This is a genomic window from Bifidobacterium aemilianum (genome assembly GCF_003315635.1).
GTDB classification, from domain to species: domain Bacteria; phylum Actinomycetota; class Actinomycetes; order Actinomycetales; family Bifidobacteriaceae; genus Bifidobacterium; species Bifidobacterium aemilianum.
Genome location: NZ_PDCG01000003.1, coordinates 262,956 through 282,986, shown reverse-complemented (window position 1 = coordinate 282,986; position 20,031 = coordinate 262,956). Strand labels below are relative to the sequence as shown.

Sequence of the window (20,031 nt, the reverse complement as noted above, 5' to 3'; positions counted from 1 at the left end):
AGTACTACTACTTGCTGGTGCCTTGACAGGCTGACCCTAAGGTCTTGATCGTCTTGGAATTTAGAATTCCGGCTCGTCTGAATCCCCACCGAATTCGGAGTTGCCTCCGAAGGAGGAGAATCCATCACTGGAGCCAGCCGAGGACCCCCAAGGATCCGCGGCGGGAGCCTGGGCGGCCGGAGCGGCATTGTTGTTGTAGGCAGCTCCACCGGAGTAACCGGCCCCACCCTGGTAACCACCAGAGGCATTGCCGGCATTACCGCCGTTCCCACCGTTGCCGTTGAACCCACCACGGGAGCCACCGGCGAACCCGGAGGAACCGGAGGACTGGCGGGTCACCTGGGCGGTCGCGTAGCGCAGGGAGGGACCGATCTCGTCGATGGTCATCTCGACCACGGTGCGGTTGGAACCGTCCTGGGCCTGGTAGGAACGCTGGGAGAGACGACCCTGGGCGATGACACGCATGCCCTTGGTCAGGCTCGAGGCCACATGGTCCGCCAACTCACGCCAGGCCGAGCACCGCATGAACAGCGCCTGACCATCCTCCCACTGGTTGGAGTTCCGGTTGAAGGTACGCGGTGTCGAAGCGATGGTGAAGCTGGCCACGGACGCCCCGCTGCCAACGGTGCGTAGCTCGGGGTCAGCGGTCAGATTACCCACGATAGTGATGGTCGTTTCACCAGCCATGACGATTCCTTACTTGCTTGATTCCTATTGATTCCCAAGGTCTTCTCTTCCCCCAAGCCGACGCACCGCCGGCGGGAGACAAGCTGTCAAGGTCCTAGGGATTCTTTATCTGCTCAAGGCAGACGAAAACCTACTTGGCGTCCTTACGCAGGATCTTGGTGCGGATTACGGACTCGTTCAGATTGAGGATACGGTCGAGCTCGGCGCTGACAGCAGGCTCGGCGCTGTAGTTGACCACAACGTAGTTGCCCTCGGTCTTGCCGTCAATCTCGTAGGCCAGCTTGCGACGGCCCCAGAAATCAGGTTCCTCGACGGCACCGCCTTCCTTGGTGACGGTTTCGAGATACTGTTCGGTCAGCTTCTTCAGAGCGCGCTCATCCAGGTCAGGATCAGCAATGAACATCAGTTCGTACTTATGTGCAGACATCACCCACCTCCTTCGGACTTATGGTCATGGCCTTTCCATGACAGGAGTGTGTATGCATGCCTGCGGCAATACACCGCAGACAATACATTGATGTTACTCGTCACCCGCGACCGAGGGAGGAAATCCTGCAGGGGAGGTTGCCCGGCCAGCGAGGTGCTCCAGCTCGCCAGTCCGCGAAGTACCCCTACTCAGGCGTAGATGCTTCTGGGCTTCATATCCTCTGGCAACCCGTTCATCAATCCGCTGACCGAGCCCGATTCAAAGACGGATCTAATGCCGGAGGCAAGGAGGGGGGCGATGGACAAGACGGTCATATTGGGCAGACGCTTCGACTTGGGCACGGGAACGGTATCCATGAGAATAATCTCCCGCACGACACAAGCCTGGAGCCGCTCAATTGCCGGCCCCGACAGGATTCCATGGGTGGCAACCAAAGTCACCGACTTGGCCCCCGCACCCTTCAAGGTATTGACCGCTTCACAGATAGTGCCTGCGGTGTCGATCATATCGTCAACCACGATGCAATCGCGGCCCTCGACCTGACCGATGATGCCGTGGGCCTCGGCGTGGTTGGGCCTCGTTACGTCTCGTGTCTTATGGATGAAGGCCAGGGGTAGACCACCCAACTTCGCCGCCCACTGCTCTGAAACCTTGATACGCCCAGCGTCCGGAGACACGATGGTGGCGTCGTCCAAGGGCATGGTTGAACGTACATAATTGAGCAGCACCGGCATGGCGGTCAGGTGATCGACCGGGGCATCAAAGAAACCCTGCTCCTGGGCCGCGTGCAGGTCAACCGTCATGATGCGGTCCGCACCGGCCGTGCGAAAAAGGTCAAAAATCAGGCGGGCGGTAATGGGCTCGCGCCCCAGGTGCTTCTTGTCCTGGCGCGAATACCCCAGGAAGGGCGCCACCACCGTGATGGAACGCGCCGAGGCACGCTTGAGTGCATCAATCATGATGAGCTGTTCCATGATGGCTGTATTGATGGGCTGGGTATGCGCCTGGAGCACAAAGACGTCAGCCCCGCGCACGGGCTGGGAGAAGCGTACATACATCTCGCTATTGGCAAAGTCATAGGCATCGGTCTTCAGGGGTTCAATTCCCAGACAGACCGCGGTTTCAATAGCTTGCTCGGGGTAGGACCGACCTGCCACCAAGGCCATCTTCTTATCAGATTTGCCTTCTAAAATCGCCGACATTGTCCGCCCTCTCCTGTGGAGTCTCACTGCTGCTATCTAATCATGCGAACAAGACCCATCGCAGGACTTGCCCACGACGAGCCCAAGCTGATTCGGGCCACGTCCAATATACAGTTCCCTGAAGAAATCCCGACTAGCGGATTGTCGCCCGGCACGCTTCCTCGCCTCCCTAACAGCCAAACCCACTCACTCCAATCAATCCCCAGAGCGTGTCTTTTCAAAGGCGTTTCTCCAATCAAGAATCGCCCTTATACCACCATGACTCACCCCTATCAGGCAAGACTCACCGCTATCGGAACAAAGATCTGGCATCGGAGACTCACCCTATGTCCAAGTATGGGGAAAGTTCAGCGCAACTGCTTGATGCCTTCCTCCGTATCCGCCTGTGGGGTGAGCCGGCTTGGCGATGGTGCGTCAAACCCTGCTGCAGTGAGCAACCAGTCCCTGTGGAGGGAGGATGTGGAGCGAAGACGCGGAAACACGGGGAACAAGACGGATTGCTCATTGATGAATACCAGGACCCGAAGCCTCCACTCACCCTAAGGACAGATAGGAGGAACGAAATGACGAAGTGGTGGAGAGGGTGGACACCTAACCCACCTTGGGGTGAGTCGGGGGCAAAAACGCCGGCTGCGAAAGGACGGCGGCAGCTGGTTGCCAAGGAGTTGACGGCAAACAGCAGGCAGGAAAACGGTCAAAAACGGCGGAAGCCGGGGGAATCTTGCTTCCCCCGGCTTCCGACTTGATGGAGCTTTACTCGTTGAAGAAGGCCTCGATCTGTTGAGTGCTGCCGTAGGAGGCCTGGGCACCCAGGCCAGTGGCCGCATAGGCTGAGACATAGGAGGCCACCTGGGCGCTCTCGGATAGGGAAAGGCCGGAGGCCAAACCCGCCAAGACGGTGCCCATGAAGGAATCACCGCAGCCAGTCGTATCCAAGGCCTTAACCCTGACCGGAGCGATCCTCTCCACCTGTCCATGATCAAGGACGACCGACCCTTCTCCGCCTAGGGTCACGATGGCCTGGTCAAAGCCAAATTCGCGCATGGCACCCGCGGTGGCTGACCAATCCAGGCCGTCCCACTCGCCATTCTCGGGCTCCTGAATGCCAAGCAGTTGGGCCATCTCATGCTCATTGACCAGGAGGATGTCGGAAGCGGCGATGAGTTCAGCAGACAATTGGGGGACGAATGGTGAGTCGTTAAGCAGGACCTTGAGCCCTGCGGCATGGCAGATCTGGGCGGCATGGGTCACGGTCTCCATGGGGCTCTCCAGACTCAGCCCAAGGACTCGGGATTGTGTGAGGGCCGAAGCGGACTCATCAATGTACTCGGTGGTGACGCTGGCATTGGAGCCGGCGGAATAGACGATGGTATTCTCCCCCTGACCATCCACGGTGATGACTGTGGTGCCGCTGGGACCAGGCACATGCCGTACCTGGGAGACATCCACGCCAGCCTGGCCCAGGTGATCAAGTAGAAAATCGGCGTTGGCGTCCTGCCCCAGGGCCCCGAATAACTGAACCTGGGCACCGATCCGTGCGGCGGCGGCGGCCTGGTTGGCCGATTTGCCGCCCGGCAGCAACTGGAGAGGGCCGCCATTGATGGTTTCCCCTGGTTCAGGCAAACGGTCGGCCACGACCGTGTAGTCCACATTCATGGAACCGACCACGGCCACCTTCGCCTCGCTTGAACTGATTCGACCAAGCCTGTCGAGTGCTTCCTTGTTCATATTCATCCCGTTCATTGAAGGCGCTAGGGCCTTGTTCCCATAGTGTTTCAATTATTCTCGTAGTACAGCGGACCGCAAACCCCGGACCAGTGCTGCTGGGCACCCATTCCCTGGTCTCCAATCCGCCTTTCAGTTGCACCGGCAGGTACCCAAGTCCTGCCCACAGAGCAGGACGGACATGGGTACAAGAGGGCATATACCACAGCCAGCTTATCCATAGATCTCAACGGGCACCAGCCACGCGGGCCCTCGTCGAGCAGGCAGACCCTCCATAGGCCAGCGCCCAAGCCTGCTGGTGGACACCCTCAGCTGGCAGGGGCGACCCCAGACACGCCGCAAATTATGCCACCAGCAAGCCAGCATGAGACACCTCAGAAGGGCACACCACAGCGAAAGATGACATTGGCGAAAGAAGTGGTTTCACCAGAGCGAATCACGAATTTCACATCCTTGACCCGGTCCTTGAACCCATCCGGCCCATCGTGGGGCGTGTAGTCCATGGGCAGATCAAATCTGTCACTCACCCACTGCTCGGCCAGGGTCCCCTTGGCCTCCTGGGCCATGGTGGCTGTTTCAAGAACCAGATTGCCCTTAAGGGCATCAAGCACGTCCTCAAAGCGGGGCAGGCCAAAAACCAGAGCCAAATCGATGACCTCCACACCCTCCGGAACCGGCAAACCGCAATCTGAGACCACGAAGAGATCCTTGTGCCGCAGACCGGCCATAGCAGCCGCCAATTGGGCATTGAGAATTCCATGTGTTAGCATTTTTCACCTTTTCGGCAAGGAGCGCCCTCCCCACAGACCAGGCAGGGCACTTCCATTGACATAGTCGGCCTTCCACAAGCGTCGTATCGGGCCATTCGATTCCAGCAACATCCTAATATAGGCGTCCGCCGGATTGGTGGTCCGATCGGGCCAGATGCCTGAGCGAACCACCAATCCAACCGCCTAGTGGGCATTACGCCCGTTTCGGCATGTCACTGGAAGGAGGAGATGTTCTCCTTGTTGACGGTTTTGACGGGGATGGACTCCGTCTTGGAGACCTTCTCGCCCTTGATGGCCTTGGCCGCCGCCTGGACAGCCTTCTGGCCAAGGACCTTGGGTTGCTGGGCGATGGTACCGACCATGGCGCCACTCTTGACGGACTTGATGCCATCAGCCGTGCCGTCGAAGCCGAAGATCTTCACGTCCTTGCCGGCGCGGTCACCGAGCGCCTGCACGGCACCCAGAGCCATCTCGTCATTCTCGGCATACACGCCGACCACCTTGCCGTTGGACTGCATGAGGTTGGTGGTCACGTCCAAGGCGTTGGCGCGGTCGAAGTTGGCGGTCTGCTCGGCCACGACCTTGATGCCTGAGTACTTCTTGATCTGGTCCTTGAAGCCCTTGCCGCGGTCACGGGTCGAAGCGGCGCCGGGAGTGCCCTGGAGGATGATGATGTCGCCCTTCTCGTCCAAGGACTTGGCCAGCTCATCGGCCGCCTGGGCGCCACCCGCGACATTGTTGGAGGCGATGTGGGAGGTGACGCTAGCGCCAGTGACGGCACGATCCACCGAGATGACCGGCAGGTTGGAGGAGACGAGCGGTGCCACTGCCGAGCCGGCGGCGTCGGAATCAACCGGGTTGATGATGACGGCCTTGGCTCCTTGTGACTGGGCATTCTGAGCCTGGTTCTGCTGGGTTGCGGAGTCGTTCTGGGCGTCCGAGACCTGCAGGTCGATGCCCAGCTTCTTGGCTTCGGCCTGAGCGCCATCACGCAGATCGACGAAGAAGGGGTTGTTGAGGGTGGAGACCAGCAGGGCGACCTTCTCATTGCCCGAACCGGAGGAAGATCCGCCGCCGCAGGCACTGAAGCCGACCATCATGGCTCCGGCGCAGACCAGGGCCAGGCCCGCCTTCACGCCCTTCTTTACTGATATGTTCATCATGGTATTCCTCATTTCTTTCTATTCTTCATTACTCTCGGTGGTGTCAGAGCCAATCTGTGGAAGCTTCATCCGGGGATCGGCCCCTGCTTGGTGCGTGGATGATTGCATCCATCCGGTCGGACTGAAAGCCCGCCGGGACCGGATGGGGATCAGTGGGCGTCTTCCTGGCGGCGCAGGGTATCGAAGCTCACGGCGAAGGCAATGACCAGGCCGATGACGACCTGCTGCCAGAAGGAGGAGACGTTGAGAATGTTCAGACCGTTACGGATGACGGCCAGGAGGATGGCTCCAACGAAGGTGCCGGAAATTCTGCCCTTGCCGCCCGACAGGGAGGCACCGCCGATGACCACGGAGGCGATGGCGTCCATCTCATAGCCGGTGGCGGCCTGGGGCTGGGCGGAGTGGAGACGGCCGGCGATGACCAGGCCGGCCACAGCAGCGAAGACACCGGAAAGGACGAAGACCATGATCTGGGTCTTGTGGACCGAGATGCCGGAGAGGCGGGAGGCCTCCATGTTGCCGCCAACGGCGTACATGGAACGGCCGGCACTGGTCAGGTTGAGGATGACGGCGGCGATAATGCCCATGATGACCATCATCATGATGGGGACAGGAATGCCGGCAAGGTTGGAGCCGAAGAAGTTGACCAGACCGGACGTGGTGATGGGCCGGCCGTCGGAGATGACAAGGGTCAGGCCTCGGGCCACGGACATCATAGCCAGCGTGGCTATGAAGGAGGGCAGCTTCAGATAGGCGTTGGCCAAGCCGGAAAGTCCGCCGAAGACGGCACCAGCCAGGATGCCGACGATGATGGTCATCCAGGCGGGCAATCCCATGGAGGCGCCGGTATAGGCCACGATCATGCTGGAGACCGCGGCCACCGAACCCACCGACAGGTCGATGCCAGCGGCAACGATGACGAAGGTCTGGCCGAATGCCAGAATGGCCACTGTCGCGGCCTGGATGCCAACGTTCAGAATGTTATTGGCCGTCAGGAAGGCCGGGGTGGCGAAGGCCAGGACCAAGCAGAGGATGACCAGTCCAATCAGGGCGCCGTTACGGCTGGCGAATTTCTTAACCTTGTCAAGAGCGCTGGACGGGGATTCCATCTGCGTTGCTTTCACTTGAGTTGACGACATCTTACTTCTCTCCTTCATTGTTTGCGCTGCCATCCGCATCCATGTGGGACACAGCCAAAGACATGACTTTCTCCTGCGTGGCCTCGCTGGCCGGCATCTCACCGCTCAGGGACCCATTGCTCATGACCAGGACCCGGTCGGACATACCGAGCACCTCAGGCAGGTCCGATGAGGCCATCAGCACCGCTCCACCATTGGCGGTGATTGAGTTGATCAGTTCATAGATCTCGACACGAGCGCCGACATCGACGCCACGGGTTGGCTCATCAAGCAGGAGGACCTTGACATTGGCCATTGACCACTTGCCGAAGACTATCTTCTGCTGGTTGCCGCCGGACAGGGATCCGGCAGACTGATCAATGCCGGCCATGCGGATACGGAGCTTCTGCGCGGTCTCCTCCTCATGGTCCTTCTGGCCCTTGCGATCCACTAAGCCGAACTTGGAGGTCGGAATCATGGTCGCCAGACCCAGGTTGTCGGCTACTGAGGCCTCCAGAATCAGCCCCTGGTCACGCCTGTCTTCGGGAACCAGGCCAAGACCCGCGGCAATGGAACTGGCGATGGACTGCTTGCCCAGAGTCTGCCCGTCCACCACGATGGTTCCAGAATCGTAACTGTCCGCGCCAAAGATGGCCCGGAGGACTTCGGTGCGGCCAGCGCCCACCAGTCCGGCGAGACCGACCACTTCTCCGGCCTTGACGCAGAAGGAGACATCGTTGATCCTCCCCTCGCTCTTCAGATTCCTGACCTCCAGCAAGGTCTTGCCCAGGACGGAGGCCTTGCGGGGGTACTGGTCCTCGATGTTCCTGCCGACCATCAGCTTGACCAGCTCCGATTCGGGTGAGGAGGCCGGCAGGGTGTCGATATACTTGCCGTCACGCAGGACGGAGACCACGTCACCGACACGGGCGATCTCGTCCAGATGGTGGGAGATGAAGACCATGCCCACACCCTTGCTCTTGAGCCTGTCCATAATCTGGAAGAGCTGCCGGCATTCCTTGCCGGTCAGGGCGGCTGTGGGCTCATCGAGAATCAGCAGGGACGCATCCTGCATCAGGGCCTTGGCAATCTCCACCATCTGTTGGCGGGCCACGCCCAGGTCACTCATGGGAGTGGACACGTCCTCGTCGAGCCCAATCAGCTTGAGCGCCGCCTCAGCCTTCCGACGCATGGTCTTGCGGTCCAGGAAGCCCCCCTTGGTGGGCAGGTGCCCCAGGAAGAGGTTCTCCATGATGGACAGCTGGGAGACCATGTTCAGTTCCTGATGGATGACCGCTATCCCAAACTTTCGGGCCGCATCCACGTTGGGAATCTTGACTTCCTTGCCATCAATCTCGATATGGCCCTTGTCTGGTTGGTAGATGCCACTCATCATCTTGATGATGGTCGATTTGCCGGCGCCATTCTCACCGAGCAGCACGTGCACCTTCCCCGGCTCGACGGTTAGGGAGACATTGTCGACCACTGTGGAGTTGCCGAATATCTTCGAGACCCCGATTAGCGATAACTGAGTCATTCCATTTCACTTCCTTTATGAAACCGGCATCACCGACGGTTTCTGCTTCTATATGTCAAAGCTTCAAGCAACAGCATGAAGCGGCGAGGAACCCCACTGTTCCCACAGGACGGCAGGATGGACGAACCGCTCACCTACCCGCCAGCTCCTCCCCTAAGAGAGGAATCGGCTTGTCCCTATCTGGCCTGACCGACCGAGGCACGCGGAATATAGATGGTCTCCACGCGCTGGGACTGAGACTGCCGCTTTCCATCCACCATGTCGAGGAAGAGCTCCGCCCCCCTCCGGCCGATCTCCTGCACCTGTTGGGATATGACGGAAATCTGCGGGCTGATCAGCCTGAAGATCTCCAGGTCGTCGAAGGACACAATCGACACGTCCTTGCCCACCTGCTCACCCGCATAGGTCAGCAAGGAGATGGCCCTGATGGCATCCGGTGAATAGCCGAAGATCAAGGCGTCGACCCCGGATTGCCTCATTCGCTTGAGCACCGATGCGCATGAGGCCTGGTTGAAGCTCGTCGATTCGACGAAGACATGCTCCTCGCCGAAAATCCTGGCCGCCAGGTCGCGGAAGGCATATTCGCGGCCCTGGAGGGAAGGGGAATCCAGAATGGGACCTGACACATACCCCACCTTGGCAAAGCCATGGTCCTTGATATCATTCAGGGCTTCCCTGATACCCGGCATGGGGTCGGAGTCCACCAGAGGGACCCCTTCCACACCCTGGGCGGTGCGGTCGACGAAGACAACCGGCAGTTTCCTGGTATTCAACAGGTGCAGGGCATCGGAATACTCACCCTGCGGCACGATGATGGCCCCATCTATGTGTTGGGACAGGATGCTGGTGATAAAGGAATCCTGTAGCGAAACACTTTCCGATGAGGTTCCGATAAAGGTGCAGTATCCAGCTTTGAATAAGGTGTCTTGAATGGCATAGGCGAGATCAGCGAAATATCCGTTGCGGATGTCCGGAACCAGAAGACCGACGGTCTTCGTCTTCGACGAGCGCATGGCCTGGGCCCGCGAATCGGGGATATAGTTCAGTTCCTCGACCGCACGCTCGACACTCTTTTTGGTCTCGGGCGAGATCCGCCCCCTGCCATTGAGGGCACGGGAGACCGTGGAGACCGATATGCCAGCCCTTTGGGCCACATCGCGAATGGTGACATATGCCATTGTTCACACCTCCCCTCATTGCTGAAACTTATCATCTGGAACAGATAGGGTCTTGACCCCTTGCTCGGATTCGGCGCTATGACCGACTTCTGGTTTCTATGTCTCTTCTGCTGGCATGGTTTGGAATCTCCCTTGTTTCCACTTGATGCAGCGGCCTGACGACCACCGCCTTCAGCTTCCTTGTTGGCGATGTGAACATGCGCGCTCATATTCACATCTTGGTATGTCATAACGTTCTCACAAATAGGGAATAATGAATGCTGCCCCATTGCGGTAACGTTTCCGCAATCTTATACCCTCATCTTCATATTCCGCAAATCCGACATGCTTTAATCCTGCGGGGAAACCGCAGCAAGCCTATAGCCACAGCCGGAAGGTAGGCCTTGCCTGAATGGCGTTGGGAGCAAGACAATGAGGGCTTCCTGGCCACAGGCGCACACCCGCAGCAACATGCCCAAACCGCAACAATGGCTCGTCATTGAGCCAGTAGCCATGCAGGCAATATGGGCAAAACCCGAACCAGTTCTCGTCGGTAGACCCGACCTCCCCACGCCGGACCCGACTGATGGACCCTCACACCAATGAGCAGGGTCTGGAGCTGGTCACCCGCGACCAACTACAGCGAATGGCTCTACAACCCAGGCCGGCCGCCACAAACAAATGTGGCTGGCAGGGGAAGCTCACCCTTGCCAGCCACATAGGTCAGTGTGGTATCGACTAATTCTCCGCGTAGATCCTCTTGCGGAAGGCCAAGTAGATGACCAGGCCAAGCAGGGCAATGGCCGCAGCGATCAGCAGCAGGTTGCTGTACACCGCCTGGTGACCGGTCACGCCCACCAGGCTGCCCCCGGCCAGGGCGTCGCTGGACATGAGACCACCGAAGATGGCGATGCCGATGGAACCGGTCACGTTCATGACCAGGTCGTTCATGCCCACGCCACGGCCGGACTGCTCCTTGGGGAGGGTGTCCAGCACGGTGGAGACCACCGGGGAGTACATGAGACCGACACCGGCGTAGAAGACGCAGGCCATGAGGGTCAGCGCAATGATGCCGGTGGAGATCACGAAGGCGGAACCGGCGAATCCGACGATCATGAGGCAGGCTGCGATGATAAGTGTGGTCTGCCGACCGATCTTGTCGACGATGGCGCCGGAGGTGGTGCCGAAGAAGGCGGCAACCAGGAAGGCCCAGACGATATGCATGGAGACCGTGGCCGAGTTGGTGATGCCGAAGACGTCACGGCAGATGGCGTTGAAGATGGGCGACATGCAGTAGTTGTTGAAGTAGAAGACCAGAATCAGGCAGATAGCCATGATCCAGCGGATGTTCTTAAAGAAGGCTGGAGTGACGAAGGGGTTCTGGGCCTTGTTGATGTACACGGCGAAACCGGCGAAGAGCACCACCGCAACCAGCAGCAGCCACCACTTGGAATAGGAGAAGAAAAGGGTCAGGAAGGCGGTGGCCAGACCGAAGATGGTGAAGCCCAGCCAATCCACCTTCTCGCCGTTGCCGCTCTTGGAGGGCAGGCAGCGCAGGAGGACCGGCATGAAGAAGATGGTCACCGCGGGAATCAGGAAGAGGTACTGCCAGGCTATGGAGCTTAGGAGGCCGGCAGCGAAGACGCCGATGGCCGCGGAAAGTTGGTAGCCGGCGGTGAACAGGCCGAAGAAGACCACCTTGAGGGAGGGCTTGAGGTACTTGGTCGTGATGACCAGGTAAACCGAGCCGGCCACCTGCTCGCCCGCCGTCTGCAGGATACGGGCGATGATGACGGTCCAGAGGTTGGCGTCGAAGAAGAAGTTGGCTACGAACCCGAAGATGGAGCCGACGAAGAGGACGGCCAGACCGCCGACCACCAGCTTCTTCAAGGAGACGAAGTCTCCCAGCGACCCGTAGATGAAGCAGACGATGCCCAAGACGATGCTCGGCAAGGCCGTGATCAGTGAGGCCTGCTGGACGGCACCCACATCCTTGCCGACCTGCTGGAAGACCAGGTTGAAGCCCTGGAGGCACAAGGTGCCAAGAATAAAGGTGATCAGCAGGAAAATCAGGGCCCTGACGGCCATCTTGTTGCTGGTCTCCGGGTCGTCGAAGGGATCGACGGCCGCTGTGGTTATGGACTCAGTCATGTTCTCTCTTGTCCTTTGCTGTGACGCTTAGGGAAACTACTCCATCTCGTTGCCCGCAGGCCCGGCATGCTGCTGACCGCCCTGCGGTTATGTCTGGGGCTCAAGGCGTGCCTCTGCCCCGGCTGCCCTACTTGGCCTGGGCAGCCAGTCCACCGATACGGTCCATGAACTCCTTGAGGAAGCGCGGCACATCCACCTGCACGGCGACCTCCATGGTCTTGACCGGGTCGTTGAGGCGGGTGTTGTCACCGATGGTGCGGCCACGGGTGGCACCCTCCACGTCGACCTGCATGTTGATGGGCAGGGTGGTGACCAGGCTGGGGTCAACAGCCACACCGACGGCCAGCGGATCGTGCAGACCGCAGCCGCCCAGGTGGGGCGAGGTGGTCTCGTAGGCTTTGATGTAGAAGTCGGTCATGTCGGCGAGAAACTTGGCCGCCGGAGTGCCCAGATCGCGCCAGCGCTGGGTTTCCTTGTAGGTCAGCAGGGTCTGCAGGGTGACGTCCAGGCCAATCATGGTGGTCGGGGCCCCTGAGCGGAAGAGCTCGTTGGCGGCGTCTGGATCCTGGGAGATATTGGCTTCTGCCCAGGGAGACACATTGCCGCAGACGGTCAGGGCACCGCCCATCAGCACGATCTTGCCGATCTGGTCCTTGATCTCCGGGGCCGTCCTAAGGGCGGCCGCGATGTTGGTCATGGGGCCGGTGGGCACGTAGATCAGGTCCTTGCCATAGGTCTTGGCCGCGTCGATGATGAAGTCGATGGCCGACTCGGTCTCCGGCTCACGGTTGGAATCAGGAATCCGCACATCGCCGATGCCGTTCTTGCCGTGGATGAACTCCGAGATGGGAAGCACCTGGAAGGAATCGCTGGTGCTGGCATGGGGCAGCCCCTTGTAGACCTTGACCTCAGGGTGACCCAGAAGGTCGGTGATGGCCAGATCGTTGCGGATCCCCTGCTCCAGGAGGACATTGCCGTAGGTGCCCGTAATACCGATGAGCTCGACTTCGGGACTGCCCAGGGCATATGAAATGGCCAGCGTGTCATCGACGCCAGTGTCTAGATCCAGGATTAGTTTTCTCATTGTCTCACCTCAGTTTCTTGTAGGTGTCCAGAGACCCAACCAGAACCAATGGCCTCCATGCATCACTCTATCTTTAGGTCTACCGAAGAGCCACGCCCGGCCAAGGCGGAGGGCATTCTGCTGGCGGAAGACAGCGGAGGGGCCCCTGACCATAGCGTCAGGGGCCCCTCCGGACTCAGCCTATGAGGACTGTTTACTGCTCTTCCTCCGCCACGCGGGAATGACCGTAGATCATCTTCATGGAGCAGATGAAGATGACCATGGCCACCAGGATGATGACGCCACCGATCATGAAGACGTTGGCATAGGTGGAGGCCAGGCCGGTGGAGGTACCCGCCAGGCTGCCGCCGCCCATGGAACCCTTGGCCATGAGCTGGCCGAAGAGGGCCACACCAATGGAACCGGTGATGGCCTGAATCAGATCATTGAAGCCCAGGGCACGACCGGATTCCTCCGCCTCCACGGTCAGGGTGGCCGTGTCGACGATTGGCTGGTAGAAGAAGGAGGTGCCGAAGTAGTAGATGCAGGGTGCCACTGCCAGAGCCCAGAACTTGCCGGCGGGAATCAGGAAGGCGATGACAATCAGGCCGCCGCCCATGCAGGCCAGGGCCAGGATGACCGAGGCCTTGCGGCCGATCTTCTGGATGATGGGACCAGCGGCGAAGCCCATGATGCCCGCCAGGATGATGGACCAGACCAGTAGGTTGGAGACCTTGGAGGAGTCGATGCCATAGACATTCAGACCAATGGCGTTGACACCGGCATTCAGGGTGTAGCTGAAGAAGTAGCCGATGAAAATGACGGTCATGGTCATGGCGAAGGCCGGGTTGGTCAGCATCTTGGGTGTGATGAAGGGGGCCTTCGCCTTGTTGATGTAGACGATGAAGGCGACCAGGGTCACGATGCAGGCGATGCCCCAGCCCCAGTTCATATCGGTGAAGAACATGGTGACCGCTGCGGCGAAGAGGCCGATCAGGGTAAAGCCGATGCCGTCGATGTGGGCACCCTTGGCGTGCTGGTCGGGCAGGTTCTTGGCCAGGACGGGGATGAAGAAGACCGCAATGACACCGATGCCGAAGAGCCAGCGCCAATCAAGCAGGGTCATGTAGCCGGCCAGGAAAACGCCCAGGGCAGCGGAGAAACGGAAGACAGCCACGAAGACGCCGTACCAGATCACGCGCTTCTTCTTCTCGACATACTTGGAGACCAGGACCAGGAAGATGGACCCGGAGACCTGCCAACCGGCCGACTGCAGGACGCGGGCGGCGATGACGATCCAGATGTTGAAGGTGCCGAAGCAGCCGAGAATGGAGCCAAGCACGAAGACTATGGTGCCAAGGATCATCATCTTCTTCAGGGAGACGAAGTCACCCAGGGAACCGTAGATTACACAGACGATACCCAGAACAATGCCGGGCAGGGAGGTGATCAGGGGGGCCAGGCCACTTTGGCCAAGCTGCTTGCCGATGTTGACGTAGATCATGCCGAAGGCCTGCTGTTGCAGCACACCCAGGGTGAAAATGATCAGAACAATGGGGATGGCCACCCGCGTCATCTTGTTCATCTCGGCGAATTCGGGCGTCCCCTCCTCGGGGACGGGAATCCCGTTGCTCGCCTCCACGGTTGCGGCGGTGTCAGTCATTACCTTTTTTCCTTTCCAATGGTATGTATTGGTCTTACTTGCGCCGTACGGCGCAAACACGGTCCACGAAGGTCTTACGGAACCGGTCCACGTTCACATCGACGCAAACATCTGTGTTCTTGGCATCGTTGATGATGCCGTCATAATCGACCACGGTCGCCCCCATGGTCAGCGGGCTGGAGATCTCCACGTCCACGAAGGCCGGCCTGAGCTCGAAGAGGTCGGGCTCGACCAGGGCCAGGGCGGCGGAGGGGTCGTACATCTTGATGCCCTCCTCGATGTGGCCGCCGTCATAGGAGCGGAAGAGGGCGCCGATCATGCCGCCGACCTCGCCGGAGGCCTCCAGGGCGTCAAGGTCCTCAACGACCAGGTGGGCCTTGCGGCCAATATCCAAGCCGACCATGGTGATGGGCAGACCCGAACGAAAGACCATCTTGGCCGCCTCTGGGTCCACGGAGATGTTGAACTCCCCATAGACGCCGATGTTGCCGCGCCCGGTGGAGCCGCCCATCATAACGATCCGGTCGATGTGCTCCTTGACCTCCGGGAAGGTGGCCAGCAACAGGGCAATGTTGGTCAGAGGACCCAGGGTCAGGATGCTGACCGGCTCCTCGCTGTCCATCAGGACCCGACGTTCCTCCATGATGGCGTTGCTCTCGGTCAGGAGACTCTGGTCCGGCTCAGGGAAGACGAAGGCGCCCATGCCTGATTTGCCGTGAGCCTCAGTGGCGAAACGGTTGGCCCTCATCAGAGGGGCCGCGGCGCCACGGGCCACGGGAATGCGGCGGCCGAGGAAGGTCAGGAGCTTCAGGGCGTTATTGGTCGTATGGCCCACGCCCACGTTTCCGGACACCGAGGCGATCAGCTTGATGTCCACGCTGGGGTCATCCACCAGCAGGGCTATGGCGGCGGCGTCGTCTATGCCGGGATCGGTGTCGATGATAAGTGGTCTGGTCATGTGCTTCCTTACTCCTTGCTTGTCGTTGCGGCCATCTGCATGGTCATCTTCGGGTCACTGCCAGGCTCTGGGACTTCAAAGCGCCTGACGTCCTCGATCAGGGGAATCGAGGGGGCAGCCCCCGACTTGGAGACAGCCATGGCCGAGGCCCTTGCGGCCAGGTCCAGAGCCTCCTCGGCCGGGCCGCCCTGCATGAGTCCAGCCAGCAGGTAGCCAGTGAAGGTGTCGCCGGCAGCGGTCGTATCAACAGTGGGGACCCGGTAGGCTTCCTGGCTGATCAACCGACCCTCCTGGATCATGATCGAGCCCTTCTCCCCCAGGGTCAGCACGATGCGGGCCCTGGGGAAACGCTTGTGCATGGCCTGGGCCAATTCCTGCCCATCACCGTCCGAACCCACCAAAATGGCAGCCTCACCCCCGTTGAGCACGAAGCAGTCGATGGCATCAAGATCAACATCCAGGAGCTTGTCATCCGCCGGTGAGGGGTTGAGGATGATGGTCATGCCCCGTTCTTTGGCCTTGGTGATCATGGTGGAGAGTTGGCTGGTCTCGTTCTGCAGGAGCAGCCAGTCGCCGGGGCCGTAATGGTCCAGGACCTGGTCGACATAGTCCTTCCCGATGGCCCGGTTGGCACCGCTGTAGAGAATGATGCAGTTGTCGCCCTTGGCGTTCTTCTGGATGATGGCATTGCCTGAACGCACATGGTCACTGCTCCTGACCCAAGTCACATCCACGCCGGATTCCTCCAGTAGGCTGCGAAGAAAGAAGCCGTCAGGGCCGATCAGGCCCGCATGGCATACCTGTGCACCAGCCCGGCTCAAGGCCAGGGACTGGTTGAGGCCCTTGCCGCCCGGGAAGACCTCCAGGTCCCTTGAGGTGATGGTCTGCCCCGCACGAACGAATTCCTCAACACCATATACATAGTCGATATTGAGCGAACCGAAATTGAGAATGCTCACCTTGCTCCTATCTGTCAGTCTCGGCCTTGTGCCGAAGGCCCTGGAAGGCCATGTGGTAGATGTCTCCACAGTCCGCCCTATTCAGGCGAACCACGGCTCCGATGGACTGGTCTGGTCCATAGAAATCAATGTTGTCCAGCATCTTTGACCGCCTCAATGAAGGCCGGCACGGTGAAGACCGGCCGGTCAAGCCCCGATTCCTGGGCCACGCGAGTCAGGGGCGGCGGAGTCACGTATGCTTGCTTGAGCACGGATTCCTGCGAGAAGACCTGGTCCTTGGGACCGTCGAGCAGGACCTTGCCCTGGCACATGAGGACGACCCGGGAAAAGTTAGTGCTGACGAACTTCATGTCGTGCGATATGGCGATGCAGAGCCTGCCCTGTCGCCCCAGTTCGGCGATGATACGTCCCAGGCGCTCATTGCCCGCCTTGTCCTGCCCACAGGTGGGCTCGTCGAAGATGACCACCTGGGTGTTCATCATCAGCACGGCACCAATCGTGCAGAACTTCTTGTCAGTGGGTCCAAGATCGAAGGGGTGGGTATCCAGCTTGCCCGTAAGGCCAACCAGATCGGCCACCCTCTCCATCCGCCGGTCAATCTCCTCCTGGCCCATACCGATCTGCCGGGGTCCGAACTCGAATTCCTTACGGACGCTTTCCAGAAAGAGCTGGTCATCGGGATTCTGGAAAATATAGCCAAGCTTCGCCGACCACTTGGCCGTACTGGCCGTCTCTATGTCAGTGCCATCAATGAGCACATGGCCCGAACTGGGGCGCAGGATACCATTCAAATGCTTGACCAGCGTGGTCTTGCCGGCACCGTTCTGACCGATGATGGCCACCGGTTCCTGGCCTTCGAAGGTCAGGTTGACCCCATCCAGGGCACGGTCACCGGATGGGTAGCTATGGACCAGTTCCTGAAGTTCGATCTTCATGAGAGCAGCTCCTTGACCATGGAGACGGTGGGCTCTTCCGTTGTATGGATGCGGTCCACCGGGTACCCCTCCGCCTGCAGAGCCAGGGACAGCTTGGCAAAGTCCGGCAGGTCGACACCGTGGTCCATGGTGCGGGGATCCGAGAGAACCTCCTGCGGACTGCCGATGGCCACCAGCCTGCCTCCATCGAGCACCATGACCTGGTCGGCGCAGCGGGCGACCCTCTCCATATCATGGTCAACCATGACCACCGTGATGCCACGGTCGTTGAGGCGCTTGACGATGTCGAAGATCTCCTCACTGCCCAAGGGGTCGAGCTGGGCCGTGCACTCATCGAGCACCAAAATATCAGGCTCCATGATGAAGGTGGACCCGAAGGCGACCCGCTGCACCTGCCCGCCCGACAACTCCAGGGGGTTCTTGTCGATGACCGATTCCAAGTGCATGAGGGCAGCCACCTGGCGGACCTTCTCCTCCATGAGCTCACGGGGAACACCATGGTTGCCCAAGCCGTAGGCAAGCTCCTCGGCAACAGTCCCGGCCGTATAGGACAACTGGTTGAAGGGATTTTGAAAAACCAAGCCGATATGCTTGGAGAGCTCAGGGATACTGGTGTCGGCCACCTGGTTGCCCTTGACCCTGATTCCACCACCGCTGCGGCCCACAAAGTAATGGGGTATCAAGCCGACCAAGGCGTTGCAGAGGGTCGATTTCCCCGAACCGTTGGCCCCAACGATGCAGAAGAAGCTCCCCCTCTCCACCTCGAAGCTCAGATGGCGCAGGGCGGCGCTGCTGGCATTGCGGTAGCGGAAGGAGAAATCCTCAACTTCGATGATGGATGTCATCGTCCACCTCCCCAATCATAGGTGAATGGGTATATGCCCGTACGAGACAGGATGGAGGCCAGCAGCACGAGCAGGAAGAAGACCAGCAGCAACCAGCAGGCCAGTTGATCGCTCTTGCGCCAATCCACCTTCACATAGGAGCTTTGGCGGACCCCCTTGATGCCAAAACCCCGAGTCTCCAGGGTCATGCCACGTTCCTGGGAATCAGTCAGAGAGGAGAGGACCACGGGCCCCAGAAGAGGCAGATAGGCCTTGATCCTGGAGATGAGGCCACCACCAGTCTCCAGACCGCGGGCGCTCTGGGCCTGCCGGATGACCTTGATTCGGTGCTCCATCTGAGGAACGACATTGAGACTGGCCAGCACCAGATAGCCAATCTTGGCCGGCAGACCAATGCCACTGAGGGCGGCCACCAGCCGACCGGTGTAGGTGGTCTTGTTGACGATGTAGAAGGCCCCCAGGAAAACCAGCAGGGTGCTGACGATCTTGGCCGCATACAGGGTGCCCTCAAGCCCCAGGTGAAGGAAACCCCAGCTGGCGATGATGACCCTGTTCTTGGGGCTGTAGCAGCCCTGGATGAAGAGCAGCATGATGCTCACCGGCAGGCCGAAGCCAAGGATGAGCTTGGAGAAGGATGGCAGTATGCCGGCCACGGCAGCCAGAAGAAACAGAACCAGCAGCAGGACCAGACCCAAGCTGAAATCAGGCCAGATCAAGGCCCCCAATCCGAATGAGAAGATTCCCAGAATCTTGACGAGGGGATTCATACGATCCAGGAAGTTCCCCGACCCGTCGGCAACACAAAGCTTGGCCATGCCTCAGGCCTCATCCTTGCTCGTACCAGATTCCTTCCGACCAACCCCCTGCGACTCCTGGTCACCCAGCTTCGCCCGGGATCCAGCGGCAGCACCGTCGAACGGAGCCTCCTTGTCCAAGTCGTCGTCGAAATCGTCCTCCTGCGAATCCTCAGTAGCATCGCCGGCAGAGTCCAGGGCGTATTGGCTCAGGAAGCGCTGGGGAATCTTCTTGACCATCAGGTAGGCAATGAAGACGGTGATTCCCTTATCGACGAGATTCTCCAGCATGGATGACGACAGGACCGATATGGCGATGTTCTTCATGGCCACCACCAGAGCGGCCGTCAAGACGGAGGTGCCATTGACACCAGTGGCGCCCCCGTAGACGAAGACGGTGATCAGCGATGCGGTGACGGTATTGACCACCGCGCAGGCAAGCCAGATCAGCACCACGCCCCAGATCTTCTTGAAAAGTCCCGCCTTGACCATGTAACCGACCACCAAGCCACACAGGACGCTGGACAAGGCATAGGGCAAGTAGACCGGATTGGCGACCAGGGCCAGGAAGAGATTGGTCAGCAGACCGCATAAGGCAGCGACCCAGGGGCCGGACAGGCAAGCGATGACGATGGTGCCGATCATGTCCAGAAAGAGCGGCAGCTTCAGGGTTGAGCAGAGGGTGCCACCAATCAGGTTGATACCCACGGCAATGGGAATCAACACTAGTGATTTCGTCGAAAATTGCGCTAGGACACCATTCCAGAATGGTTCTTTCTTAGCCATGTCCGCCACCTTTGGTCTTGTCTGTATTCATCAATGGAGTTTCCGAAGCCAGCACCTCATGACTGTTTGCCTGTCCTTGGAAAATATTTTC

17 protein-coding genes and 1 pseudogene are annotated in these 20,031 nt (G+C 59.6%); all 18 read right to left on the bottom strand.

Going from position 1 to position 20,031, the window contains the following annotated elements:
* Positions 1–60 precede the first annotated feature (60 nt).
* Complete coding sequence (locus CRD60_RS04940; protein WP_113860178.1) at positions 61–687, bottom strand: single-stranded DNA-binding protein; 627 nt, start codon at positions 685–687, stop codon at positions 61–63.
* 130 nt (positions 688–817) lie between these two features.
* Positions 818–1,114, bottom strand: a complete 297-nt coding sequence (rpsF, locus tag CRD60_RS04935; RefSeq protein ID WP_113860177.1) for a 30S ribosomal protein S6 — start codon at positions 1,112–1,114, stop codon at positions 818–820.
* Between the two features lie 188 nt (positions 1,115–1,302).
* The gene (locus CRD60_RS04930; protein ID WP_113860176.1) at positions 1,303–2,316 is read right to left on the bottom strand and encodes a ribose-phosphate diphosphokinase; all 1,014 of its coding nucleotides are present in this window, start codon (positions 2,314–2,316) and stop codon (positions 1,303–1,305) included.
* A gap of 753 nt (positions 2,317–3,069) precedes the next feature.
* Positions 3,070–4,044 carry a ribokinase gene (locus tag CRD60_RS04925; protein ID WP_113860230.1) on the bottom strand — a complete coding sequence of 325 codons (975 nt, stop codon included), beginning with the start codon at positions 4,042–4,044 and terminating at the stop codon, positions 3,070–3,072.
* 371 nt (positions 4,045–4,415) lie between these two features.
* The gene (rbsD, locus tag CRD60_RS04920) at positions 4,416–4,811 is read right to left on the bottom strand and encodes a D-ribose pyranase (protein WP_113860175.1); all 396 of its coding nucleotides are present in this window, start codon (positions 4,809–4,811) and stop codon (positions 4,416–4,418) included.
* Between the two features lie 212 nt (positions 4,812–5,023).
* A complete protein-coding gene (locus tag CRD60_RS04915; protein ID WP_113860229.1) occupies positions 5,024–5,974 on the bottom strand; it encodes a substrate-binding domain-containing protein in 951 nt (316 codons plus the stop codon).
* A gap of 149 nt (positions 5,975–6,123) precedes the next feature.
* The gene (locus tag CRD60_RS04910; RefSeq protein ID WP_236630852.1) at positions 6,124–7,083 is read right to left on the bottom strand and encodes an ABC transporter permease; all 960 of its coding nucleotides are present in this window, start codon (positions 7,081–7,083) and stop codon (positions 6,124–6,126) included.
* A 31-nt stretch (positions 7,084–7,114) separates the two neighbouring features.
* Complete coding sequence (locus CRD60_RS04905) at positions 7,115–8,629, bottom strand: sugar ABC transporter ATP-binding protein (RefSeq protein ID WP_113860173.1); 1,515 nt, start codon at positions 8,627–8,629, stop codon at positions 7,115–7,117.
* A gap of 176 nt (positions 8,630–8,805) precedes the next feature.
* Complete coding sequence (locus CRD60_RS04900; protein WP_113860172.1) at positions 8,806–9,807, bottom strand: LacI family DNA-binding transcriptional regulator; 1,002 nt, start codon at positions 9,805–9,807, stop codon at positions 8,806–8,808.
* Between the two features lie 717 nt (positions 9,808–10,524).
* Entirely contained in the window at positions 10,525–11,937 is a 1,413-nt protein-coding gene (locus CRD60_RS04895) for an MFS transporter (protein ID WP_113860171.1), read from the bottom strand.
* Positions 11,938–12,064: 127 nt separating this feature from the next.
* A complete protein-coding gene (locus CRD60_RS04890; RefSeq protein ID WP_113860170.1) occupies positions 12,065–13,021 on the bottom strand; it encodes a nucleoside hydrolase in 957 nt (318 codons plus the stop codon).
* Between the two features lie 193 nt (positions 13,022–13,214).
* A complete protein-coding gene (locus tag CRD60_RS04885) occupies positions 13,215–14,663 on the bottom strand; it encodes an MFS transporter (RefSeq protein WP_113860169.1) in 1,449 nt (482 codons plus the stop codon).
* Positions 14,664–14,697: 34 nt separating this feature from the next.
* On the bottom strand, positions 14,698–15,621 hold the full coding sequence (locus CRD60_RS04880) for a nucleoside hydrolase (RefSeq protein ID WP_113860168.1): 924 nt from the start codon (positions 15,619–15,621) through the stop codon (positions 14,698–14,700).
* Positions 15,622–15,629: 8 nt separating this feature from the next.
* Positions 15,630–16,580 (bottom strand): ribokinase, encoded by a 951-nt coding sequence (locus tag CRD60_RS04875; RefSeq protein ID WP_113860167.1) that lies wholly within the window; start codon positions 16,578–16,580, stop codon positions 15,630–15,632.
* A 125-nt stretch (positions 16,581–16,705) separates the two neighbouring features.
* Positions 16,706–17,515, bottom strand: a complete 810-nt coding sequence (locus tag CRD60_RS04870) for an energy-coupling factor ABC transporter ATP-binding protein (protein ID WP_113860166.1) — start codon at positions 17,513–17,515, stop codon at positions 16,706–16,708.
* Positions 17,512–18,360: an energy-coupling factor ABC transporter ATP-binding protein gene (locus tag CRD60_RS04865; protein ID WP_113860165.1), complete on the bottom strand. Its 849-nt coding sequence runs from the start codon at positions 18,358–18,360 to the stop codon at positions 17,512–17,514. The genes CRD60_RS04870 and CRD60_RS04865 overlap by 4 nt, the downstream gene beginning before the upstream one ends.
* Positions 18,357–19,175, bottom strand: a complete 819-nt coding sequence (locus CRD60_RS04860; RefSeq protein WP_113860164.1) for an energy-coupling factor transporter transmembrane component T — start codon at positions 19,173–19,175, stop codon at positions 18,357–18,359. Before CRD60_RS04860 ends, CRD60_RS04865 begins: the two co-directional genes overlap by 4 nt.
* Positions 19,176–19,295: 120 nt before the next feature.
* Positions 19,296–19,940: pseudogene (locus CRD60_RS04855) on the bottom strand (ECF transporter S component); the annotation flags it as partial.
* Positions 19,941–20,031: the final 91 nt, after the last annotated feature.

Coding starts and splice junctions, on each gene's coding strand:
- CRD60_RS04895 (WP_113860171.1), bottom strand. CDS start 11,937: ATGACTGAGTCCATAACCACAGCGGCCGTCGATCCCTTCGACGACCCG.
- CRD60_RS04865 (WP_113860165.1), bottom strand. CDS start 18,360: ATGACATCCATCATCGAAGTTGAGGATTTCTCCTTCCGCTACCGCAAT.
- CRD60_RS04940 (WP_113860178.1), bottom strand. CDS start 687: ATGGCTGGTGAAACGACCATCACTATCGTGGGTAATCTGACCGCTGAC.
- CRD60_RS04900 (WP_113860172.1), bottom strand. CDS start 9,807: ATGGCATATGTCACCATTCGCGATGTGGCCCAAAGGGCTGGCATATCG.
- CRD60_RS04880 (WP_113860168.1), bottom strand. CDS start 15,621: ATGACCAGACCACTTATCATCGACACCGATCCCGGCATAGACGACGCC.
- rpsF (WP_113860177.1), bottom strand. CDS start 1,114: ATGTCTGCACATAAGTACGAACTGATGTTCATTGCTGATCCTGACCTG.
- CRD60_RS04905 (WP_113860173.1), bottom strand. CDS start 8,629: ATGACTCAGTTATCGCTAATCGGGGTCTCGAAGATATTCGGCAACTCC.
- CRD60_RS04930 (WP_113860176.1), bottom strand. CDS start 2,316: ATGTCGGCGATTTTAGAAGGCAAATCTGATAAGAAGATGGCCTTGGTG.
- CRD60_RS04910 (WP_236630852.1), bottom strand. CDS start 7,083: ATGGAATCCCCGTCCAGCGCTCTTGACAAGGTTAAGAAATTCGCCAGC.
- CRD60_RS04890 (WP_113860170.1), bottom strand. CDS start 13,021: ATGAGAAAACTAATCCTGGATCTAGACACTGGCGTCGATGACACGCTG.
- CRD60_RS04860 (WP_113860164.1), bottom strand. CDS start 19,175: ATGGCCAAGCTTTGTGTTGCCGACGGGTCGGGGAACTTCCTGGATCGT.
- CRD60_RS04925 (WP_113860230.1), bottom strand. CDS start 4,044: ATGAACAAGGAAGCACTCGACAGGCTTGGTCGAATCAGTTCAAGCGAG.
- CRD60_RS04870 (WP_113860166.1), bottom strand. CDS start 17,515: ATGAAGATCGAACTTCAGGAACTGGTCCATAGCTACCCATCCGGTGAC.
- CRD60_RS04885 (WP_113860169.1), bottom strand. CDS start 14,663: ATGACTGACACCGCCGCAACCGTGGAGGCGAGCAACGGGATTCCCGTC.
- CRD60_RS04915 (WP_113860229.1), bottom strand. CDS start 5,974: ATGATGAACATATCAGTAAAGAAGGGCGTGAAGGCGGGCCTGGCCCTG.
- rbsD (WP_113860175.1), bottom strand. CDS start 4,811: ATGCTAACACATGGAATTCTCAATGCCCAATTGGCGGCTGCTATGGCC.